Here is a 19,806-nt window from a genome sequence, read left to right as displayed (position 1 = left end):
TTCGCATTAGCTCGCTGTCTCGAGAATTCCCAGCATATATGCACGCGCGACTACATGCTGTCTGGTGCCGGCCTGGAATTTTCCAAACAGGTTTTTCAGGTGCCACTTCACGGTTTCCTCGCCGACATTCAGCGCCAGGGCGATTTGCTTGTTGGACAGGTTGCGAGCCAATAGCTGCAACACCTCACGTTCCTTGGGCGTCAAGAGACGACTCGCGGACACGCTCAATGGGGTGGATTCCGGTCGCGCAACAGATGCGGGCGTAGAGGGCGTCGCAAGCAACGGGACCGTTTCACCCTGGAGCGTCCGCTCCCATTTGATCAGGTCCGGATGGGTGTCCTGCACCACACGCAACATACCGTTTTCTTGCGCGAGGCTGACAGCCTCCAGCAAATAGTCAGTACCGCCCTGTCCGGTCGCCCGAAGTGCCAGTGCCCTGAGCAGCTTGATCTGCACGATATCTCGCCCACGACGCAGGTATTCGGCTGTTTCGCCAACCCTGCCCAGCACCGCCAGCATCGCCTCCCAGTCACGTTGGGCCAGTAAGGCATAAGCGTTGGCTACCCCGGCCAGCAAGTCCAGCTCCGGCCCCAGCAACCCTGCTCGCTCACGGGCAATAACCGGCGTGAAACTGTCCAGCCGGCGCCATAATGCGTGGCAGGTATCGCTGCGTCCCTGCAAGGCATGCAGGCGTATTTGCTCTCCCAGGGAGGCAATGCAGAATCGTGGAATATTTCGCTCTTCTCCAAGGGCGAATAACGCCTCGAGCAGATCCTGCCCGCGATGCCCCTGCCCCTGGAGTGAGGCCAGTCGAGAGGCGGCGAGGAAACCCTGCACAATCGCATCGGGAGAGGCCAATCGCTCAACGATATCCAGCCTGTTCGCCAGCACCGTAGCGGTCTCCTGGACTTCCCCCTGTTCCAGCAACACCGTCGCCAGAGCGCTCGCTAACATGACCGCCACCGGACTGCGCCGACCGATGTCCCGTTCGGCATGCAACAGGCTGTCGTGCAACGCAGTACGCGCCGACACCATTCGACCCTCGTATAAATAAGCAAGACCGACCACCCACTCGCCATACCCGCGTATGGCATCAAGGCCAGTACTACCCGCGTAACGCGGTGCTCGCTGAAGGATTCGTCGGGCTTTCTCCGGTTGCCCCTGCAACAGCGTCAGCCGGGCGATCAGATTCGCGACCAAGGCTTGCACCGTGATTGAGAATGAGGGCAATCGATCGACCCAAGGCATGATGAGTTGATGCGATTGATCCGGACGGTCCGCAAAGAAGGCGGCGGCGGCGGCGATGGCGGCCGCTTCACAACGTGTCGCCTCGTCGGCGGACGGATGCTGTTCAATTGCCGCAATCAATTGCGCCGCTTCTGCCTGACGCGCTCCCATTGCCAATGTCCAGGCCGCCGCCAGGCAGATGCGCGGATGCGACAACACGTCAGCGGGGCCAAGCTCCTCGACCCACTCCAGCACCCGGCTGAATTGCCCCTGCAACGCGACTTCGTACAGGCATTTGCCGATCAACGTATAGGCCGGTTGGGGCATGCCGGCCAACAGATATTGCCGGGCGGCCTGCTCCAGGAAACCGTGGTGTTCCAGCCACACAGCGCCGCGCCGGTGATAACCCTGACGCTCCTCCAACGGCAAGTCGGCAAAACGGCCGAGCAGAAATTCCCGCGCCAATGGATGGATGCGCACCCAGTCACTGTCGATACTTTCAACAAAAATCGGTGTCGAGGCACACAATTCCTTCAGCAATTCACCCGAGCGAGCGTTGCCCGTCAGCGCCTCGCATAACAAGGGCTGGACCATTTCCAACACTGCAATGCCGGTCAGAAAGCGAACCTGCTCCTCCCGAAGATGTGCGAGCAAACTGTCGACGAAATAACGCTGGATATCACCCAGGCAAGTCGACAACTCTTCGACTGCCGCACTTCGATTCGAGCTCTTCTCCAACGCCGAAATCGCTAATTGCAGGCCGAGCGGCCAGCCTTCGGTTATCTCGTGCAGCCGTACGCAGAGGTCGGCATCAACCCTTGCGCCGAAACGGTCATTGAGGATGGCGACCGCCTCTTCCACATTCAGCCGTAAAGCCGCTGTCATGATCGTCGTGAAAAGCCCGCTTGCCGCGAGGTCCGCCACCTGCAGATTCAACCGTGTGCGAGAGGCCATGATGATGCGCAAATTGGCCGGTGCGTTGTGCAACAGGTACGTCAGGGAGTAACGGATCGTCAACTCGGGAAGGGCATCCACTTCATCCAGAATCAATACGGTTTCGCTACCCAGATCGGCCACTTCCGCCAACCACTGCGTCAGCCCTTCCTGTTCGTCACGCCCCAGTCCCGCAATAGGCTCGAATGCGCGGGCAAACGACGGCCGACCGCTGCCAATTGCCATCGCAGCTCCCAGCCCTTGGACAAAACGAGCACCATCATCCTGTGCATCCAGCGTCATCCAGGCCACCACGGCGCCGTGAGACAAACACTCACGGCGCCATTGGGTCAGCAGAAAGGTTTTGCCGAAGCCTGCCGGCGCTTGAACGGCGATCACCACTTTGTCTGTCAGTTCCTGGGTCTGGATACCCAGGCGGTTTCGCATCCGTGCTGACTTCTGACTGCGCGGCGGTGTCGTTTTGAGGATCAGTTGGGGCTCTATGCAATCCATTTCTTTCAGACCCTGGTGGTTAAGAGACGCCTACCCAAGGAGCGTCTGAAGGTCGCTGGATACAGTTCCAAACGGTCGAACACTACCATGGAATGGTCAGGAGGTTTGAACCCCGGTGCAATCCAACGCAAGCCGCTTGTGTTCTTTCGGTGTCGTGACCTGCTCGCCACGCCAAAGAATCCGCTACCTTCCAGCCAGGGCTCTGTATTCAGCCGGTGTACTGGCGTGTGCAACCTTGAACGCTGCAGTCAGGTGGCTCTGAGAGCTGAAGCCACACTCCAGCGCCACATGCAAAATAGGGAGATCGGTCTGCATGAGCAGATCACGCGCATGTTCCAGTCGTACATTCATTACATAGCGATGGGGCGGCATACCCATGGCGCGCTGAAACAGCCGTCGAAAATGAGCCGGGCTGACACCCGCCTGGCCAGCCAGCGTGCTGATCGACAGTTCCTGCCCCAGATGCTCGCGAATGAAGACCAGTACCGTATGCAGGCGCGCCAGATGAATATGCGGCGGATAAATACCTCTGCTCGCGTCAACTCGTAGCGCACGATACACCTGCTCAAGCATGACCATGGCCAATCTTGCCATGAACCCCTGATCAGCCCCTTTCCCAAGACTTAGCTCATCCATCAATTGCCGGGCCGCCGCGCTCACCAATCCATCACTGACGGGCAATGGTGCCTGCGCGCCAGCGCATAGCTCACGCAATTGTCGAAACACGCCATCCGTGCGCTCGGGCAGATAAAAAACCGCGAAATCAATGCTGCCGGAATAGTGCCATTGAGTGGCACAACCTGCAGGCAGCAGCATTGACAAGCGGGGCATCGAGGTTGAGCGCAACTCGCCCCCTGCCCCCTCATCCGCCCGCGAGCCACCGAACTGGGTCAAGAGGGCCATGAAGTCAACCGGCGGGACGGATAGGTCAGTCGTATGCAGGAAGTAGCGCTCCGCATACAAGGGGATTTCACTGCACACCAGGCCGCCCAGCAAGGGCAATCCCAGTGTTTCATGGACCTGTTGTTGCGGATTCATGGGCATCTCGGGATGAGCATATTTTGACAAATATGACCGCTTTTCAGGTGAGTTGTCGATGTCGGGAAGAACAATAATCGGCCAAATATTGCGTCACTCGCCTCAATGCGAGGCAGGCACAACCGCTCCCCCGCATGACTGATCACAGCCAGGAGAACAGCATGAGCAAGAAGACCGTCACTGTATTCGGCGCCACCGGGACTGCCGGTGTCGCCTGCGTCAATGAGTTCATTCGCCAGGGCCTGGTCAATATCAATGTGCTCGCGCGCCGCTCCGGCCAGATGGAACGCTCATCGTCGGGCATCAGCAAGAGCGAGGCGCAAAAACAGCAGCAGTACGCCGAATGGGCGCGTCAGGGCGTGACCATCAAGGAGGTCGACGTCACCATTGCCGAAACGCTGGTCCCGGCGCTGCGCGGCACCGACTACCTGGTGTCCTGCGTGCCGCTCTACGCCACCGAATCGCAGATGCCGCTGATTTTTGCCGCCAAGGAAGCCGGGGTCGAACGCTTCGTGCCATCCGAGTACGGCGCGATCTATGAATTCGAACAGTTCTGGCAGACCGACACCACGCACCGCTTGATGGCCCGGCAGAAAGCGTTCATCCGGCGCATGATCGAACTGGCCGGCATGGACTACACCATCATTCCGGCCGGTGCCTGGATCGAGTACTACATGCTCGAGCCGGTGATGGTGATGGGTGATCCCGACGCCAGGCTGGCCTGGTCGACCGGCGCGGATGTCGGCCGCATCATTCCACATGTGCTGGCCCACCCGGCCTCGCGCAATGCGATCTGCCCAGTCGCGGCCACGGCCTGGTGTTCGTGGAACGAGCTGCTGGCCGCGCGCGAACAGGCCGTGGGTCGCCCGATCGAGCGTAACGAGTTGACGCCCGAGCAGTGGCGCGCAGCCTACGCGGCTTCCCGTCCCGGCGCCATCCAGACCCTGCTGGCGATCGGCGTCGCCATGGTCGATACCCCAGCAGGCATGTCGCTGTGCGGCCACTGGAACAAGACCTTCCTCCCCGAATTCAAGGGGACGCCGCTGCAAGAACTATTCGTCGACACCGTAGAGCCTTTCGTCGAGGCCACGCGCGCCACGCTGATCGCCGCCGGCGAACTGCCGGCCGACGCCTGACGCGTCTCGACACCTAGCGTGCAGGCCATAAGAAAAACCGAGTGATATGACGAGGCCCATGATGAAACTAAGCAACCGGATCAACCTGCCTGACATTTCAATAACCGGCTTTGAAACACCCCTGAACGAGGTCGAGCGCGGCATCCAGGACAGCGTGCATCGCTTTGCCAAGGATTTCATGCGGCCTCTTGGTCAGGAACTCGACAAGATGACCGCAGAGCAGGCGGTCGCCCCCGGCTCGCCGTACTACAGCCTGTTCAGCGAAGCCGCCAAGCTGGGCCTGAGCTCCGATCTGCTGGCCGAACTGCCGCCGGAAACGGCTGTACGCGTCGAGTCTATGATCGGCGAGGAAATGGGCTGGGGCGATGCCGGTCTGGCGGTTTCCCTGGGCGTCAGCACCTTCCCGAACGAGATGGCCAAAGCCGTAGGGAACCAGGAGCTGATCGATCTGAGTGCCGGGAAAATCGGCTGCTGGATGATTACCCATCCCGACAAGGGCACTGATGTCAGCGCCTTCGACTTGCAGCGCGACTGGGTGCCAGGGCAGTTGGGCAACAAGGGCAATCTCTTCGCCAAGGTTGGCGAGCACGAGATCGTCATTAACGGCCAGTGCTCGGCCTGGGTGTCCAACGGCGCGGTGGCCCAGGTGGCCTTGGCCTACATGACCGCCGACTATGGCAACGGCTTCTACGATGCCAATGGCTTGCCCTATGGCATCTCTGTAATCGTGCCCCTGGACTTGCCCGGTGTCAGCAAGGGCAAGCCACTGGAGAAGATCGGCCAACGCGCGTTGCCGCAGGGCGAGGTGTATTTCGACAACGTGCGGATTCCCAAGCGCTTCGCCGTGGCCCTGCAGGACGAGTACTACGGCAACGTCGTTTCGACCTGGTCGTTCGCTGGCACCCACATGGCGCAATGGTTCACCGGCGTGGCACGTTCCGCCTTCGAACTGGCCCTGGCTTACTGCCATGAGCGCAAGCAGGGTGGCCAATTGCTGATCAACCACCAGCTTACCCGCTACCGCATCGGCGACATGATGCGTCGTGTCGAGCTTTGCCGGGCTGTCGCCCGCCGCTCCCTGGCCTATGCGCGCCTGTCCCCGCAGGGGCACCCCTGTGCCACGGCTTCCAGCAAGGTCACCGTGACCGAAGAGGCCATGCGCGTAGTCAGCGATGCCTTGCAACTGTTCGGCGGCAACGGCCTGACCCGCGAGTACCCCATGGAGAAGTTGTTCCGCGATGCCCGCGCCGCGCTGATCGAAGACGGCGAGAACATGATGCTCACCACCCGCCTTGGGTTCCTTGTCCAGGAGCTCTACGAAGACGGCTGGCCCCAGTACTGATCCCAAACCCGACTAACAATAAACTTTGGAGACAATAGAAATGGCTAAGTATCCCGTAGTTGTCTATGGCGCCAGTGGCTACACCGGCATGCTGACCATGGACTGGCTGATCGACCAGAACATCCCCTTCACCGCTGTGGCGCGCGATGCCAAGCGCGCGCAGGAAATGATGGCGCAACGTGTGGTACGCCTGGAGTCCGCGACCTATGAAATCATCGAGGCCGAGCACAACGTCGAGTCGCTGAGCGCCGCCTTCAAGGGAGCCAAAGTGGTCTGCAACACCGTTGGCCCCTTCGTCAACTTCGGTCTGACCACCGTCGAGGCCGCGCTCAAGTCCGGCTGCCACCACATAGATACCACCGGCGAGCAAAGCTACGTCCGTCAGGTTCGCGAGCAATTTGGCGAGCTCTATCGCCAGGCTGGCCTGCTGGTTTCGCCATCGCTGTCCTACATGTTCAGCTTCTCCGAGATCGCCGCCGAACTGGCGCTGGAAACCCCCGGCATCGACGTGCTGGAAACCGCCGCCCTGTGCCGCGGCCCGCGTGATGTCGCCGGGGTCAGCCTGGGCTCGGCGGCCTCGATTTTCGAATTGTTCCACCGGGAGCAGTTCTACCTGTGGGAGAACAAGCTGGTACAGCACCCAGCCACCGCGTCGTTCAACATTGTCGACCCCAACTTCATGCAGCCGGTTTTCTGCCTGCCTTGGGGGGGAACCTCGCTGCCAATTTACTTCGAGCATGATCCTCGCGTGCGCGCCTGCACCTCCGCGGTCGGTTTCTACGACAACAATGTGATGCCGATGGTGCATGGCCTGAGCCAGAAGTGGGAAGCGGAATACAAGCACCTGTCCAAGGAGCAGCAGGACGCGGTGGTGAAGAGCCTGGTAGAGGCCACCACGCCGAGCATGCCGCCCCGCGAACGCACCACCTTGCAACGCAGCGTCGACATCGCTATCGGCCGCGGTCACCTGGCCGCCGTGCGCGCTACCGTGCATGGCGTCACACCCTATATTTCCACCGGTGCCCTACAGGCCGCAGCCGCGATCAGGCTGCTCGACAACGACACCAACAAGGTCGGCTTCGCTTCCGGTTCCAAGGCTTTTGGACACCGCTATCTGCTCGGCTTCCTGGAAGAACGCGGCCTGGCCCGTGCCACCGTTACCAAACTCTGATTACCGGCACAGGAACCACTTATGGCCATCATCGACTTTTACGATCGCGGCTGGGGCATCAACCCTGCCGGGGTCGCCTACATCCAGGGCGAGCGCTCTTACACCTTCAACGAAATCGGCGAGCTCTCGTGTCGCATAGCCAACAAGCTGCTCGCACTGGGCTTGCCGAAGGAAACCAAGGGTGCCGTCTGGTCAGGTAACGACGTCACCGCCTGGGCCTGCACACTGGGTCTATGGCGCGCCAACATGACCTGGATTCCAGTCAACGCGCGCAACTCCAGCGAAGAGAATCACTACATCCTCGACGCATTCGACTGCGAGGTGATGTTCTACCAGAACGATTTCGCGCAAATCATCGCCGAGCTGCGGCCCGGGTTGCCGAAGATCAAACACTGGATCTGCATCGATGCCGACGCTGTCGATGCACCTTCGTTGGAGCTATGGAGCGCCGGTCAGCCGGCAAGCCGTCCCGAAGTCGCCCATGACATGGACGACGTGGTGGCGGTCTCACCCACTGGTGGCACAACGGGCACGCCAAAGGGTGTGATGAACACCCACCGCAGCGTGCAGACGTTCATCGCCCACTTCATGCTGACCTGTGCTTATCGCAATGGTGAAAAGCCGGTGAATATGGCCGCCGCACCGATGACCCACACTGCCGGCCTGTTGTCCGTACCCTGCACGGCGCAAGGTGGCACGGTAGTGGTCATTACCAAACCCGATCCAGCATTGATGTTGAACGCCATTGCACAGCACAGGGTCAGCGAGCTCTTTCTGCCGCCAACGGTGATCTACAGGCTGTTGGAAATTCCCGGTATCGAGAAGCTGGACTTCTCCTCGGTGAAGTACCTGATGTACGGCGCGGCTCCCATGTCGGTAGACAAGCTGAAGAAAGCTATCGAGATTTTCGGCCCGGTCATGACCGGCGGCTATGGTCAGACCGAAGCACCAGCCAGCATCGCCAACTTTCGTCCTGACGAGCATCTGGTGGGTGACCAATTCGCCGACGACGAACGCCTGTCCTCGGTCGGCCGCCCTAACCCGCTGGTCCGCGTCGAAGTGATGAGCGACACCCACCAGATCCTGCCGCGCGGTGAAACCGGTGAAATATGCGTGCGCGGCGACCTGATCATGAAGGGTTACTACAAGCAGCCGGAGAAAACCGCCGAGACCATCGTCGACGGTTGGCTGCATACCGGTGACATCGGCCATATCGATGCCGAAGGCTATCTGCACCTCACCGATCGCAAGAAAGACATGATTATTTCCGGCGGCTTCAACGTCTATCCCAGCCAGGTCGAGCAAGTGCTGTGGGGACATCCGGCCGTTCAGGACTGCGCCGTGATCGGCGTGCCCGATGAGAAATGGGGTGAGGCCGTCAAGGCCGTCGTCGAGCTAAACCCAGGCCAGGAAACCACCGAGCAGGAGCTTATCGAGCTGTGCAAAGCCAGGCTGGGCAGCGTGATGGCACCGAAGTCTATCGACTTCACTACCAGCCTGCCACGTAGTCCGGTGGGCAAGGTGCTGAAGAAAGATCTGCGCCAGCCTTATTGGGAAAAATCAGCTCGGAAGATCTGACGGGAAAAAATCGAGGTCGATCTCAACCTCGGTCTGCACGTGGCCGAGATACGCCTGACTGAACCTGGTAACGACCAGCAACTTCAGTAAGCCGCTGCCCAGGCGCACCCAACGTCAACCACGCCGTGGGGTGCGAACTGGACACGGACCCACTGAATATAAGGAATTTTCAATGAGCAATATCTATATCGCCGGCATCGCCATGACCGTCTTCGGTCGCCACATCGAACGCAGCCTCGACGACTTGGCACGTGAGGCTTTCCAGGGCGCATTGAAGGACGCCCACTGCACTGCCGCCGATCTCGATATCGCGTTTTATGCCGGCATGACCAATGGCCCATTGCAAGGTCAGCTCTCGATCCCAGGTCAGGTCGTGTTCAGCAAGATCGGTATTGAAGGCATTCCTATCTATAACATCGAGAATGCCTGCGCTTCGGGTAGCTCAGCCTTCAATTTGGCCGTGCAAAGTCTCAAGGCCGGTACAGCCAGTATCGCGCTGGCGTTGGGTGCGGAAAAGATGAACATCCCGGATAAACTGAAGGCCCTCTCGCTGTTCGAGGCTGGTTGGGACGTATCTCGCGCCGAAGAGAATTATCAGACGCTAATAAAAATGGGCGAAGGTGTGGTGCCGCCCGCCGGGTCGGAATCGGACAAGCCTTACAGTAAGTTCATGGCCATCTATGCCGCATTATGCCGCCAGCATATGAAAACCTATGGCACCACGCAGCGGCAGATCGCAGCCGTCTCGGCAAAAAACCACACTCACTCGGTCCACAACCCCTACTCGCAATTTCGCACAGCCTTCGGTATCGACGAAATCCTTGCCGCCCCTCCGATCACCTACCCGCTCACCCTGCCAATGTGCGCGCCGCTGTCGGACGGCGCAGCAGCAGCCATCCTGTGCACCGAGGAAGGACTCGCACGCATCGGTGCCGACAGAAGCCGCTGCATCAAGATAGCGGCCAGCGTCATCCGTAGCTTCAGCCATCGCCGGCTCGATCAGCCGGAACTGAGCGTCGGTCACCTGGCAGCTAACCTGGCCTATGAACAGGCGGGCCTCGGGCCGCAAGACATGCATGTCGCCGAAGTCCATGACGCCTCGGCGATGGGCGAAATCATTCAGGTCGAAAACCTGGGCCTGGTCCCGTTCGGTCAGGGCGGACCTGCGGCTGAACGTGGCGAATTCACGCTGGGCGGGCGCATCCCGGTCAATACCTCAGGTGGCCTGGAATCCAAAGGCCATCCACTCGGCGCTACCGGGATCGGACAACTCTACGAACTTGTGACCCAACTGCGCGGAGAGGCTGGCGCACGCCAGGTATATGGCGCACGCCATGCAATCCAGGAGAACGGCGGCGGTTTGCAGGGTATTGAGGAGGCAGCCGTCGCGATCCACATTCTCAGCAAATAGTTCTTGTCAGAAAAATTTGTAGTGGCCAAACCAATCAAAACAAGAAGGATAAAAAACATGTTCCAAAACAAAGTAGTTGTCATCACCGGCGCAGGATCAGGCATTGGTCGGGAGTTGGCTATCCAGATGGTGGAAGCTGGCGCGCATGTCGCCCTGTCGGACATCAACCAGGTTGGTCTCGACAAAACCATGAAGCTATTGCCTGACGCCAGCAAAGCGAAAGGTTACCTCCTGGACGTATCGTCCTGGGACGCCTTCCAGGCCCATGCCGACGAGGTAAAGCGAGATTTTGGCACGGCGCACTTCGTCATCAATAACGCAGGTGCCGCAGTCATCGGGACAGTTGCCAACACCTCAATCGATGAGTACGAGTGGCAACTCGGTATCAACCTGTGGGGCGTACTGTACGGTACCAAAGCGTTCCTGCCGATGATGCAGGCCCAGCGGGAAGGCTGCATCGTCAACATTTCCAGCGTATTTGGCCTGGTAGGTTTCCCGATGCAAAGCGCTTACAACATGTCGAAGTTCGCCGTACGTGGTCTGACCGAAGCACTATGGTCGGAACTTGAGGGCAGCGGCGTGCGCGCCGTGTGTGTGCACCCTGGCGGAATCAAAACCAATATTGAAAAGGCCGGACGACGCTGTAAAGCTGCCGGTAGTACAGAAGAAAAGTTCAAAGCGCTTGCCGACAAAATGCTACTGACGCCAGCGGCAGATTGTGCCGGCGACATCATCAAGGGGCTGCGCAAAGGAACCAAACGCATCATTACAGGGAACAAGTCGAGCACCTTGTTCTGGATAAGCAGGCTGTTCCCCAATAGCTATCCGGCATTACTCAAGCTGCTTGGCTGAGACCTAAAAGTTACAAGATGTCTCTGCATGGTGCGAGGCGTCAACACCTCTCAGGAATAACTCCATGACCGACAGTTATACACGCAAGCTGTTTATTTCTGCCGCCTGCTTCAACGTATTCGCAGGTCTTCCATTACTCGTAGCCCTACACCCCGTAGCTGCACTGTTGGGGCTGCAAATTACCCCTACCTCAACCCTCTTCATTCAACTCACCACGTGCCTGGTTATCATATTCGGCTGGGCCTATTGGATGATCGCTCGCGATCCGCTGCAGTATCGTCCCTATATCCTGCTCGGGATAATCCTGAAAGTACTGTTTGTTGTGGTGGTTTATGGTCACTGGCTGGCGGGCAGCATCCCCTGGCCATTGCCAGTAGCGGCATCGGGTGACATCGTCTATGCATTACTGTTCTGGCGTTATTACGTATGCGTCCGGCCATCACGCCTTGCTTAACTAAACCGGGTGCCAGTTATGCGGCAGTAACTGATCGATTTCACTCGCCCGCTGCGATGGTAGGTGTGTGAGAACATCCTTCAGAGGCATACGGATCATAACCATTCAGCCGCGCAAACTGGATCATATTTATGATCAGGGCCGCGCGTTTACCGCTGCAAAACGAACTGCGAAGAGCCAGTTTTATGTCCAAGAACCCAAGGGCGGATCTGGTTCTTGGCCCAATTGTTGTCAATTGGGCCGGCCCCGCCATTGAGGTAGTGTGACAGCGCTGCCCACCGTTTCAGGCTGTAATTGAGCGCCTTATTGATGGCCGTGCCTCCGGGCGTCAGATGACGCTGGGCGATCATCCATGCATGCAGCATATCCATCGCCGGTACGGCTAAATAGCGTAAATTTTCTCCAGCCTTGTTCATGAGACGACTGCCAGATAAGGCATCAATTCACGCGAACGCAGTGAGGACTCCACTGAAAGCCAGTCGTTTTGTAGGGGTAAAAACGCCGTAAAATAAAAAGGGGTCGCGAGATAAAATCTCGCAACCCCTTGAATTATATGGTCGGGACGGAGTGATTCGAACACTCGACCCCTAGCACCCCATGCTAGTGCGCTACCGGACTGCGCTACGCCCCGACTAGGCGTGTTACTTGTTCCTCATCTCGAGGAACGCTCAAGAATATATCGCAAGCTTTTGAAAACTGGAAGTATTTAAAAGCAGAAATTTATTTCTTGAGGACAACCAGGACGTCTTCGAGCTCGGCAATCATCTGCCGGATCATCTGTTTGTACTGGGTGGTGTCATCTTTGGCTTCATCGCCGGACAGGCGCAGGCGTGCGCCGCCGATGGTGAAACCCTGATCGTATAGCAGCGCCCGGATCTGCCGGATCATCAGCACGTCCTGGCGCTGATAATACCGGCGGTTTCCGCGGCGTTTGACGGGGTTGAGCTGAGGAAACTCCTGCTCCCAGTAGCGCAGCACGTGTGGTTTTACCGCACACAGCTCGCTGACTTCACCAATGGTGAAGTAGCGTTTGCCCGGGATAACCGGTAACTCGTCGTTATGACTTGGTTCCAGCATATGCCTCAACTCGGGCCTTCAACTTCTGCCCTGGACGAAAGGTGACCACACGGCGAGCCGTGATCGGGATTTCTTCCCCCGTTTTCGGGTTGCGGCCAGGCCGCTGGCGTTTGTCCCGAAGGTCGAAATTGCCGAAACCGGACAATTTGACCTGCTCGTTGTCTTCAAGAGCGTGCCTGATTTCCTCGAAAAACAGTTCGACCAATTCCTTGGCTTCCCGCTTGTTCAGGCCCAGCTCTTCATACAGACGTTCCGCCATCTCAGCTTTCGTCAAAGCCCCCATACGTCACTTCCTTAACGTGGCGTCCAACCTTTGTTCGAGCGAGGTGAGGATGTTTTGCGTCGTGGAATTCACCTCATCGTCATTAAGAGTGCGCGATGGATGCTGCCAGGTCAAGCCAACTGCAAGGCTTTTTCTATCAGGATCAATGCCTTTACCCTGATACACGTCAAATAGCCTGAGGTCTGTCAGCCATTCGCCTGCATTTTCACGGATTACGTCCAGTACTGCCGCGGCGGCAACATCTTTGTGTGCAATCAATGCAAGGTCACGACGCACTTCAGGAAAGCGCGACAACTCGTGGAATTTAGGCATTTTACCCGAGGCCACTTCCGCCAGGACCAGTTCGAAAACGAAGACTGGACGGTCCAGACCCAGGGTTTTCGACAGTTCCGGGTGGATGGCGCCGACGAAACCGACCAGACGACCTTCACGCTCGATGCGCGCGGTCTGACCCGGGTGCAACGCAGGGTGTTTGCCCGGCACGAAACTAAAGGCATCCAGCGCCCCGGCAAAGCCCAGCACCGCTTCCACGTCAGCCTTGACGTCGAAGAAGTCGACCGTGTCGCGACCTTGTGCCCAGCCTTCCGGCAGACGGCTGCCGCACACGACACCGGCCAGCATCGGCTCTTGTTTCAGGCCTTCCAGCTGGCCGACGAAACGCAGGCCGCTTTCGAACAGGCGGACGCGATCCTGCTGACGGTTCAGGTTGTGCTGAAGCGCCTTGACCAGGCCTGGCCACAGGGACGAACGCATGGCAGCCATGTCGTTCGAAATCGGGTTAGCCAGCAACAGCGGCTCGACACCTGGATTGAACAGCTCGAACTGTTTTGGATCGATGAAACTGTAGGTGATCGCTTCCTGGTAACCACGGGCGACCAGCAGTCGACGCAGTTCAGGCAGTTCGCTACGGGCTTCAGCCTTGGCTTGCGGCGCGAGGCGCGCTTGCGGGTAACGAACCGGCAGGCGGTTGTAGCCATACAGGCGAGCCAGTTCTTCGATCAGGTCGACTTCCAGGCTGATATCGAAGCGATGGCTTGGCACTTCCACGCGCCACTGCCCTGCCCCATCGGCAGAAACGGTCAGGCCCAAAGCGTTGAGCAGGCGCTCAACTTCGGCCGAATCCATTTCCATGCCCAGCATCTGGGTGATGCGCTGGGCACGCAGGGTGACCGGGGCAATCTTCGGCAGGTGTTGTTCGCTGACGGTCTCGATGACCGGGCCGGCTTCACCACCGGTGATTTCCAGCAGCAGGCCTGTGGCGCGCTCCATGGCTTCACGGGCCAGTTGCCAGTCCACGCCACGCTCGTAGCGGTGTGAGGCATCGGTGTGCAGGCCATAGGAACGGGCTTTGCCAGCGACAGCGATCTGATCGAAGAACGCGCTTTCGAGGAAGATGTCGCGGGTGGTCGCGGTGTTGACACCGCTGTGTTCGCCACCCATGACGCCGGCGATTGCCAGGGCGCGGGTGTGGTCGGCGATCACCAGCGTATCGCTACGCAAGCTGACTTCCTGACCGTCGAGCAGTACCAGCTTTTCGCCTTCTTCGGCCATGCGCACACGGATGCCACCATTGATTTCGGCGAGATCGAAGGCATGCAGCGGTTGACCCAGTTCCAGCATCACGTAGTTGGTGATGTCGACGGCCGCGTCGATGCTGCGCACGTCGCCACGACGTAGACGCTCAACCATCCACAGCGGCGTTGGCTTGGTCAGGTCGACGTTGCGAATCACACGGCCCAGGTAACGCGGGCAGGCCGCCGGCGCCAGGACTTCGATCGAACGCACTTCGTCGTGCACCGCAGGTACGGCAGGCACCACCGGACGGGTGACTTCAGCGGCGTACAGCGCACCGACTTCACGGGCCAGGCCGGCCAGGGACAGGCAGTCACCACGGTTCGGGGTCAGGTCGACCTCGATGCTGGCATCGTCCAGTTTCAGGTATTCACGAATGTCCTGACCGACCGGCGCATCGGCCGGCAATTCCATCAGGCCGTCGTTGCCTTCGCCCACTTGCAGCTCGGCTTGCGAGCACAGCATGCCGTTGGACTCGACGCCCCGCAGCTTGGCTTTCTTGATCTTGAAGTCGCCCGGCAGCTCGGCACCGATGGTGGCGAACGGGATCTTCAGGCCGGGGCGCACGTTTGGCGCACCGCAAACCACCTGGAAAGTCTCCGAGCCATTGCTGACCTGGCAAACGCGCAGCTTGTCGGCGTCCGGGTGCTGTTCGGTGCTCAGCACCTCGCCCACGATGACGCCACTGAATTCACCGGCGGCCGGCGTAACGCTATCGACCTCAAGACCGGCCATCGACAGACGGGCAACCAGCTCGTCGCGACTTACCTGCGGGCTTACCCAGCCACGCAGCCATTGTTCACTGAATTTCATCCTGCTCTCCTAAGAATTCGTTACGACTAGCGAAATTGCGCGAGGAACCGCAAGTCGTTGTCGAAGAACAGACGCAAGTCGTTCACGCCGTAACGCAGCATGGCCAGACGCTCGACGCCCATGCCGAAGGCGAAGCCCGAAAACTCTTCCGGATCGATCCCGGACATGCGCAGCACGTTCGGGTGAACCATGCCGCAGCCCATCACCTCCAGCCAGCCAGTTTGCTTGCAGACGCGGCAGCCTTTACCGCTGCACATCACGCATTCCATGTCGACTTCGGCCGATGGCTCGGTGAACGGGAAGTAGGAAGGACGGAAACGCACGGCCAGTTCCTTTTCGAAGAACACCCGCAGGAATTCTTCGATGGTGCCCTTGAGGTCGGCGAAATTGATGTCGCGATCGACCAGCAGGCCTTCGACCTGGTGGAACATCGGCGAGTGGGTGATATCCGAGTCGCTACGGTACACACGGCCCGGGCAGACGATGCGGATCGGCGGCTGTTTCGACTCCATGGTGCGGACCTGTACCGGCGAGGTATGGGTGCGCAGCAACATGTTGGCGTTGAAATAGAAGGTGTCATGCATCGACCGGGCCGGGTGATGGCCTGGGATGTTGAGCGCTTCGAAGTTGTGGTAGTCGTCTTCGACCTCAGGGCCTTCGGCAATGCCGTAGCCAATGTGGGTGAAGAACTGTTCGATTCGTTCCAGAGTGCGAGTAACCGGATGCAGACCACCCGAGGTCTGGCCACGGCCAGGCAGGGTCACGTCAATGGACTCGGCAGACAGTTTGGCGGCCAGGTCGGCCTCTTCAAACAGTGCCTTGCGGGCATTGAGAACCTCTGTGACACGCTCCTTGGCAACGTTGATCAGGGCGCCGACTTGCGGACGCTCTTCTGCCGGCAAATTCCCCAGGGTCTTCATCACCTGAGTCAATTCGCCCTTCTTGCCAAGGTAGTGAACCCGGATTTGCTCCAGGGCATTGATATCTTCAGCGCTTTGCACAGCCTCTAGTGCTTGAGAGACGAGCGCATCCAGGTTTTCCATGTACAGACTCCAGATACAAAATAGGGGAAGAGCTTGAAGGCTCTTCCCCTATTTATGACGTTTAACACCTGGCCCCACAGAGGTGAGGCCGGGTGACTGTCGGGGGTACTTAAGCCAAGGTGGCTTTAGCTTTCTCGACAATCGCAGCAAACGCCGCTTTTTCGTTCACTGCCAGATCAGCCAGAACCTTACGGTCGATCTCGATGGACGCTTTTTTCAGACCGGCGATGAAACGGCTGTAGGACAGACCGTTGATACGAGCACCAGCGTTGATACGAGCGATCCACAGAGCGCGGAACTGACGTTTTTTCTGACGACGGTCACGGTAGGCGTATTGGCCTGCCTTGATTACCGCTTGCTTGGCAACACGGAATACGCGCGAGCGAGCGCCGTAGTAGCCTTTAGCAAGTTTCAGAATTTTTTTGTGACGTTTACGGGCAATGACGCCACGCTTTACACGAGCCATGAGTTACTTCCTCTATTCTTGACTAAAATTAACGAAGGCGCAGCATGCGCTCGACTTTTGCCACGTCAGACGGATGCAGCAAGCTGCTACCGCGCAGTTGACGCTTACGCTTGGTCGACATTTTGGTCAGGATGTGGCTCTTGAAAGCGTGCTTGTGCTTGATACCGTTAGCAGTTTTCAGAAACCGCTTAGCAGCACCACTTTTGGTCTTCATTTTTGGCATGTTCGGATACTCCGCATTCAGTTGATAAACATAATCAGAAGGCCTGCCGTGCCCTGTTGATTACTTCTTCTTTTTCGGGGCGATGACCATGATCAGCTGGCGTCCTTCCATCTTAGGATGCTGTTCGACCGAACCGTACTCGAGCAAGTCACCTTCAACTCGCTTGAGGAGTTCCATCCCCAGCTCCTGGTGGGCCATCTCACGGCCGCGGAATCGCAAGGATACCTTGGCCCTGTCCCCGTCACTCAGGAAACGTACCAGGTTGCGCAGTTTTACCTGGTAATCCCCTTCCTCCGTCCCTGGACGAAACTTGATTTCTTTAACCTGAATCTGCTTCTGGTTTTTCTTGGCCGCAGCAATCTGCTTCTTCTTCTCGAAGATCGATTTGCCGTAGTCCATCAGTTTGCAAACAGGTGGTACTGCATCGGCGGAAATCTCCACCAGATCCAGCTTGGCCTCTTCAGCCTTAAGAAGCGCGTCTTCAATTGACACAATCCCGAGCTGTTCACCTTCAGCCCCAATTAACCGAACCTCGCGTGCCGAGATATTCTCGTTGATCGGGGCTTTCGGTGCAGTTCGTTTATCTTGTCTCATTTCACGCTTAATAATAATTACTCCGAATCTTGGCGACCACGCCGGGAAACCGCTTGCGCGAGGAACTCAGCGAACTGGGCGACGGGCATCGAGCCCAGGTCAGCACCTTCACGAGTACGCACAGCGACAGTCTGCATCTCGACTTCCCGATCTCCGATAACCAAGAGATAAGGAACCTTGAGCAAGGTATGCTCGCGGATTTTAAAGCCGATCTTTTCATTTCTCAAGTCAGACTTGGCACGAAACCCGCTTTCGTTGAGAGTTTTTTCCACTTCGGCGGCAAAATCCGCCTGCTTGTCAGTGATATTCATGATCACTGCCTGGGTCGGAGCCAGCCACGCAGGGAATGCACCCTCGTAGTGCTCGATCAGGATTCCGACGAAACGTTCGAAGGAGCCCAGGATCGCCCGGTGCAACATCACCGGATGCTTGCGGCTGTTGTCTTCGGAGACGAATTCGGCACCCAGACGGACAGGCAGGTTAAAATCGAGCTGCAGGGTACCACACTGCCAGACACGGCCAAGGCAATCTTTCAGCGAGAATTCAATCTTCGGACCGTAGAACGCCCCCTCACCCGGCTGCAGATCGTACGGCAGGCCAGCACTATCAAGGGCTGCAGCCAATGCGGCTTCAGCGCGATCCCACAACTCGTCGGAACCCACGCGTTTTTCCGGACGAGTGGACAGCTTCATCTCGACATCTTTAAAGCCGAAATCGGCGTAGACGTCCATGGTCAGCTTGATGAATGCCGCGGATTCGGCCTGCATCTGCTCTTCGGTGCAGAAGATGTGGGCGTCGTCCTGAGTGAACGCACGCACGCGCATGATGCCGTGCAGCGCACCCGACGGCTCGTTACGGTGGCAGGCACCGAACTCGGCCAAACGCATCGGCAGCTCGCGGTAGCTTTTCAGGCCCTGGTTGAACACCTGCACGTGGCAAGGGCAGTTCATTGGCTTGATGGCGTAGTCGCGGTTTTCCGACTGGGTGGTAAACATGTTGTCGGCGTAGTTGGCCCAGTGCCCGGATTTCTCCCACAGGCTGCGGTCAACGACTTGCGGCGTCTTGATCTCAAGGTAACCGTTGTCGCGCTGAACCTTGCGCATGTACTGCTCGAGCACCTGGTACAGGGTCCAGCCGTTCGGGTGCCAGAACACCATGCCCGGCGATTCTTCCTGGGTATGGAACAGGCCCAGGCGCTTGCCGATCTTGCGGTGATCGCGCTTTTCGGCTTCTTCGATGCGCTGGATATAAGCCGCCAGCTGCTTCTTGTCAGCCCAAGCGGTGCCGTAGACGCGCTGCAACTGCTCGTTCTTGGCATCGCCACGCCAGTAGGCGCCGGACAACTTGGTCAGCTTGAAGGATTTCAGGAAGCGGGTGTTCGGCACGTGCGGACCGCGGCACATGTCGACGTATTCTTCGTGATAGTACAGGCCCATGGCCTGTTCGTTCGGCATGTCCTCGACCAGGCGCAGCTTGTAGTCTTCGCCGCGAGCCTTGAACACTTCGATCACTTCGGCGCGCGGAGTGACTTTCTTGATCACGTCGTAATCTTTTTCGATCAGCTGCTGCATGCGCTGCTCGATGGCGGCCAGGTCGTCCGGGGTGAAGGGACGTTCGAAGGCGATGTCGTAGTAGAAGCCTTCGTCAATGACCGGCCCGATGACCATCTTGGCCGTCGGGTACAGCTGCTTGACCGCATGACCGACCAGGTGGGCGCAAGAGTGGCGAATGATCTCCAGCCCCTCTTCATCCTTTGGCGTAATGATTTGCAGCGTGGCGTCGCTGCTGATGGTGTCGCTGGCGTCGACCAGCTTGCCATCGACCTTGCCCGCTACGGTGGCCTTGGCCAGGCCGGCACCGATGGATGCGGCGACCTCGGCTACGGAAACCGGGTGATCGAATGAACGTTGACTGCCGTCGGGAAGAGTAATAGTTGGCATGGCGCCTCCTCTCCTAGTGGTGACCCCTACCAAAGGTCACGTGGGTTGGGATGAGCCAGTACAAGATCCGATCCAGGCCATTCAATGACGAACGCCTGCCTTACAGCGGCAGGAGCCTTGCGGCCAACCGGAAAATCGAA

Annotated in this window: 17 protein-coding genes, 1 tRNA gene and 1 pseudogene; 7 read left to right on the top strand and 12 right to left on the bottom strand. The window is 58.5% G+C overall.

Features of this window, described 5'->3' with window-relative positions; genetic code table 11:
- Positions 1–6: 6 nt before the first annotated feature.
- Positions 7–2,607 carry a helix-turn-helix transcriptional regulator gene (locus tag BKX96_RS03965; protein ID WP_223532026.1) on the bottom strand — a complete coding sequence of 867 codons (2,601 nt, stop codon included), beginning with the start codon at positions 2,605–2,607 and terminating at the stop codon, positions 7–9.
- A gap of 249 nt (positions 2,608–2,856) precedes the next feature.
- Positions 2,857–3,711, bottom strand: coding sequence for a helix-turn-helix domain-containing protein (locus tag BKX96_RS03960; protein WP_056723182.1), 855 nt, complete (start codon positions 3,709–3,711; stop codon positions 2,857–2,859).
- Positions 3,712–3,872: 161 nt separating this feature from the next.
- On the opposite strand from BKX96_RS03960, the gene BKX96_RS03955 reads away from it, so the two are divergent.
- The 7 genes from BKX96_RS03955 (at position 3,873) to BKX96_RS03925 (ending at position 11,655) form a co-directional block, all read left to right on the top strand.
- Positions 3,873–4,847 (top strand): NmrA family NAD(P)-binding protein, encoded by a 975-nt coding sequence (locus BKX96_RS03955; protein ID WP_077182746.1) that lies wholly within the window; start codon positions 3,873–3,875, stop codon positions 4,845–4,847.
- A 61-nt stretch (positions 4,848–4,908) separates the two neighbouring features.
- Positions 4,909–6,189 (top strand): acyl-CoA dehydrogenase family protein, encoded by a 1,281-nt coding sequence (locus tag BKX96_RS03950; RefSeq protein WP_223532028.1) that lies wholly within the window; start codon positions 4,909–4,911, stop codon positions 6,187–6,189.
- A 40-nt stretch (positions 6,190–6,229) separates the two neighbouring features.
- Positions 6,230–7,360: a saccharopine dehydrogenase family protein gene (locus BKX96_RS03945; RefSeq protein WP_077182744.1), complete on the top strand. Its 1,131-nt coding sequence runs from the start codon at positions 6,230–6,232 to the stop codon at positions 7,358–7,360.
- A 21-nt stretch (positions 7,361–7,381) separates the two neighbouring features.
- Positions 7,382–8,938, top strand: coding sequence for a class I adenylate-forming enzyme family protein (locus BKX96_RS03940; protein WP_077182743.1), 1,557 nt, complete (start codon positions 7,382–7,384; stop codon positions 8,936–8,938).
- A gap of 172 nt (positions 8,939–9,110) precedes the next feature.
- Entirely contained in the window at positions 9,111–10,349 is a 1,239-nt protein-coding gene (locus BKX96_RS03935; protein ID WP_077182742.1) for a thiolase family protein, read from the top strand.
- Between the two features lie 57 nt (positions 10,350–10,406).
- Entirely contained in the window at positions 10,407–11,201 is a 795-nt protein-coding gene (locus tag BKX96_RS03930; RefSeq protein WP_082240446.1) for an SDR family NAD(P)-dependent oxidoreductase, read from the top strand.
- Between the two features lie 64 nt (positions 11,202–11,265).
- Entirely contained in the window at positions 11,266–11,655 is a 390-nt protein-coding gene (locus BKX96_RS03925; protein WP_077182741.1) for a hypothetical protein, read from the top strand.
- Here the strand turns inward: BKX96_RS03925 and BKX96_RS03920 are convergent.
- From BKX96_RS03920 to thrS, 10 genes and pseudogenes are all read right to left on the bottom strand, one after another.
- Positions 11,656–12,038, bottom strand: a pseudogene (locus BKX96_RS03920) (IS66 family transposase); the annotation flags it as partial.
- Positions 12,039–12,209: 171 nt separating this feature from the next.
- Positions 12,210–12,286 (bottom strand) — tRNA-Pro (locus tag BKX96_RS03915).
- A gap of 89 nt (positions 12,287–12,375) precedes the next feature.
- Positions 12,376–12,732, bottom strand: a complete 357-nt coding sequence (locus BKX96_RS03910) for a MerR family transcriptional regulator (protein WP_003179985.1) — start codon at positions 12,730–12,732, stop codon at positions 12,376–12,378.
- Positions 12,713–13,015 (bottom strand): integration host factor subunit alpha, encoded by a 303-nt coding sequence (gene ihfA / locus BKX96_RS03905; RefSeq protein WP_002553164.1) that lies wholly within the window; start codon positions 13,013–13,015, stop codon positions 12,713–12,715. The genes BKX96_RS03910 and ihfA overlap by 20 nt, the downstream gene beginning before the upstream one ends.
- Positions 13,016–13,018: 3 nt before the next feature.
- Complete coding sequence (gene pheT, locus BKX96_RS03900) at positions 13,019–15,400, bottom strand: phenylalanine--tRNA ligase subunit beta (protein ID WP_077182740.1); 2,382 nt, start codon at positions 15,398–15,400, stop codon at positions 13,019–13,021.
- Between the two features lie 26 nt (positions 15,401–15,426).
- Positions 15,427–16,443: a phenylalanine--tRNA ligase subunit alpha gene (pheS, locus tag BKX96_RS03895; protein ID WP_007905876.1), complete on the bottom strand. Its 1,017-nt coding sequence runs from the start codon at positions 16,441–16,443 to the stop codon at positions 15,427–15,429.
- A 109-nt stretch (positions 16,444–16,552) separates the two neighbouring features.
- Positions 16,553–16,909: a 50S ribosomal protein L20 gene (gene rplT, locus BKX96_RS03890; RefSeq protein WP_007905879.1), complete on the bottom strand. Its 357-nt coding sequence runs from the start codon at positions 16,907–16,909 to the stop codon at positions 16,553–16,555.
- A gap of 28 nt (positions 16,910–16,937) precedes the next feature.
- On the bottom strand, positions 16,938–17,132 hold the full coding sequence (gene rpmI / locus BKX96_RS03885) for a 50S ribosomal protein L35 (RefSeq protein WP_002553160.1): 195 nt from the start codon (positions 17,130–17,132) through the stop codon (positions 16,938–16,940).
- Positions 17,133–17,192: 60 nt separating this feature from the next.
- Positions 17,193–17,744: a translation initiation factor IF-3 gene (gene infC / locus BKX96_RS03880; RefSeq protein WP_172435703.1), complete on the bottom strand. Its 552-nt coding sequence runs from the start codon at positions 17,742–17,744 to the stop codon at positions 17,193–17,195.
- Positions 17,744–19,666 carry a threonine--tRNA ligase gene (gene thrS, locus BKX96_RS03875; protein WP_046815517.1) on the bottom strand — a complete coding sequence of 641 codons (1,923 nt, stop codon included), beginning with the start codon at positions 19,664–19,666 and terminating at the stop codon, positions 17,744–17,746. The genes infC and thrS overlap by 1 nt, the downstream gene beginning before the upstream one ends.
- Between the last annotated feature and the right edge of the window lie 140 nt (positions 19,667–19,806).

The organism is Pseudomonas putida (assembly GCF_001976065.1).
GTDB classification, from domain to species: Bacteria; Pseudomonadota; Gammaproteobacteria; order Pseudomonadales; family Pseudomonadaceae; genus Aquipseudomonas; species Aquipseudomonas serbica.
Note: the sequence above shows the minus strand (reverse complement) of the source record. Positions and strands in the feature narration are given on the sequence as shown.

Excerpts from the sequence above, each read along its gene's own strand:
- BKX96_RS03930 (WP_082240446.1), top strand. The coding sequence starts at position 10,407 with ATGTTCCAAAACAAAGTAGTTGTCATCACCGGCGCAGGATCAGGCATT.
- BKX96_RS03910 (WP_003179985.1), bottom strand. The coding sequence starts at position 12,732 with ATGCTGGAACCAAGTCATAACGACGAGTTACCGGTTATCCCGGGCAAA.
- ihfA (WP_002553164.1), bottom strand. The coding sequence starts at position 13,015 with ATGGGGGCTTTGACGAAAGCTGAGATGGCGGAACGTCTGTATGAAGAG.
- pheS (WP_007905876.1), bottom strand. The coding sequence starts at position 16,443 with ATGGAAAACCTGGATGCGCTCGTCTCTCAAGCACTAGAGGCTGTGCAA.
- BKX96_RS03940 (WP_077182743.1), top strand. The coding sequence starts at position 7,382 with ATGGCCATCATCGACTTTTACGATCGCGGCTGGGGCATCAACCCTGCC.
- BKX96_RS03945 (WP_077182744.1), top strand. The coding sequence starts at position 6,230 with ATGGCTAAGTATCCCGTAGTTGTCTATGGCGCCAGTGGCTACACCGGC.
- rpmI (WP_002553160.1), bottom strand. The coding sequence starts at position 17,132 with ATGCCAAAAATGAAGACCAAAAGTGGTGCTGCTAAGCGGTTTCTGAAA.
- BKX96_RS03935 (WP_077182742.1), top strand. The coding sequence starts at position 9,111 with ATGAGCAATATCTATATCGCCGGCATCGCCATGACCGTCTTCGGTCGC.
- BKX96_RS03965 (WP_223532026.1), bottom strand. The coding sequence starts at position 2,607 with ATGCGAAACCGCCTGGGTATCCAGACCCAGGAACTGACAGACAAAGTG.
- rplT (WP_007905879.1), bottom strand. The coding sequence starts at position 16,909 with ATGGCTCGTGTAAAGCGTGGCGTCATTGCCCGTAAACGTCACAAAAAA.
- thrS (WP_046815517.1), bottom strand. The coding sequence starts at position 19,666 with ATGCCAACTATTACTCTTCCCGACGGCAGTCAACGTTCATTCGATCAC.
- BKX96_RS03955 (WP_077182746.1), top strand. The coding sequence starts at position 3,873 with ATGAGCAAGAAGACCGTCACTGTATTCGGCGCCACCGGGACTGCCGGT.
- pheT (WP_077182740.1), bottom strand. The coding sequence starts at position 15,400 with ATGAAATTCAGTGAACAATGGCTGCGTGGCTGGGTAAGCCCGCAGGTA.
- BKX96_RS03950 (WP_223532028.1), top strand. The coding sequence starts at position 4,909 with ATGAAACTAAGCAACCGGATCAACCTGCCTGACATTTCAATAACCGGC.
- BKX96_RS03960 (WP_056723182.1), bottom strand. The coding sequence starts at position 3,711 with ATGAATCCGCAACAACAGGTCCATGAAACACTGGGATTGCCCTTGCTG.
- BKX96_RS03925 (WP_077182741.1), top strand. The coding sequence starts at position 11,266 with ATGACCGACAGTTATACACGCAAGCTGTTTATTTCTGCCGCCTGCTTC.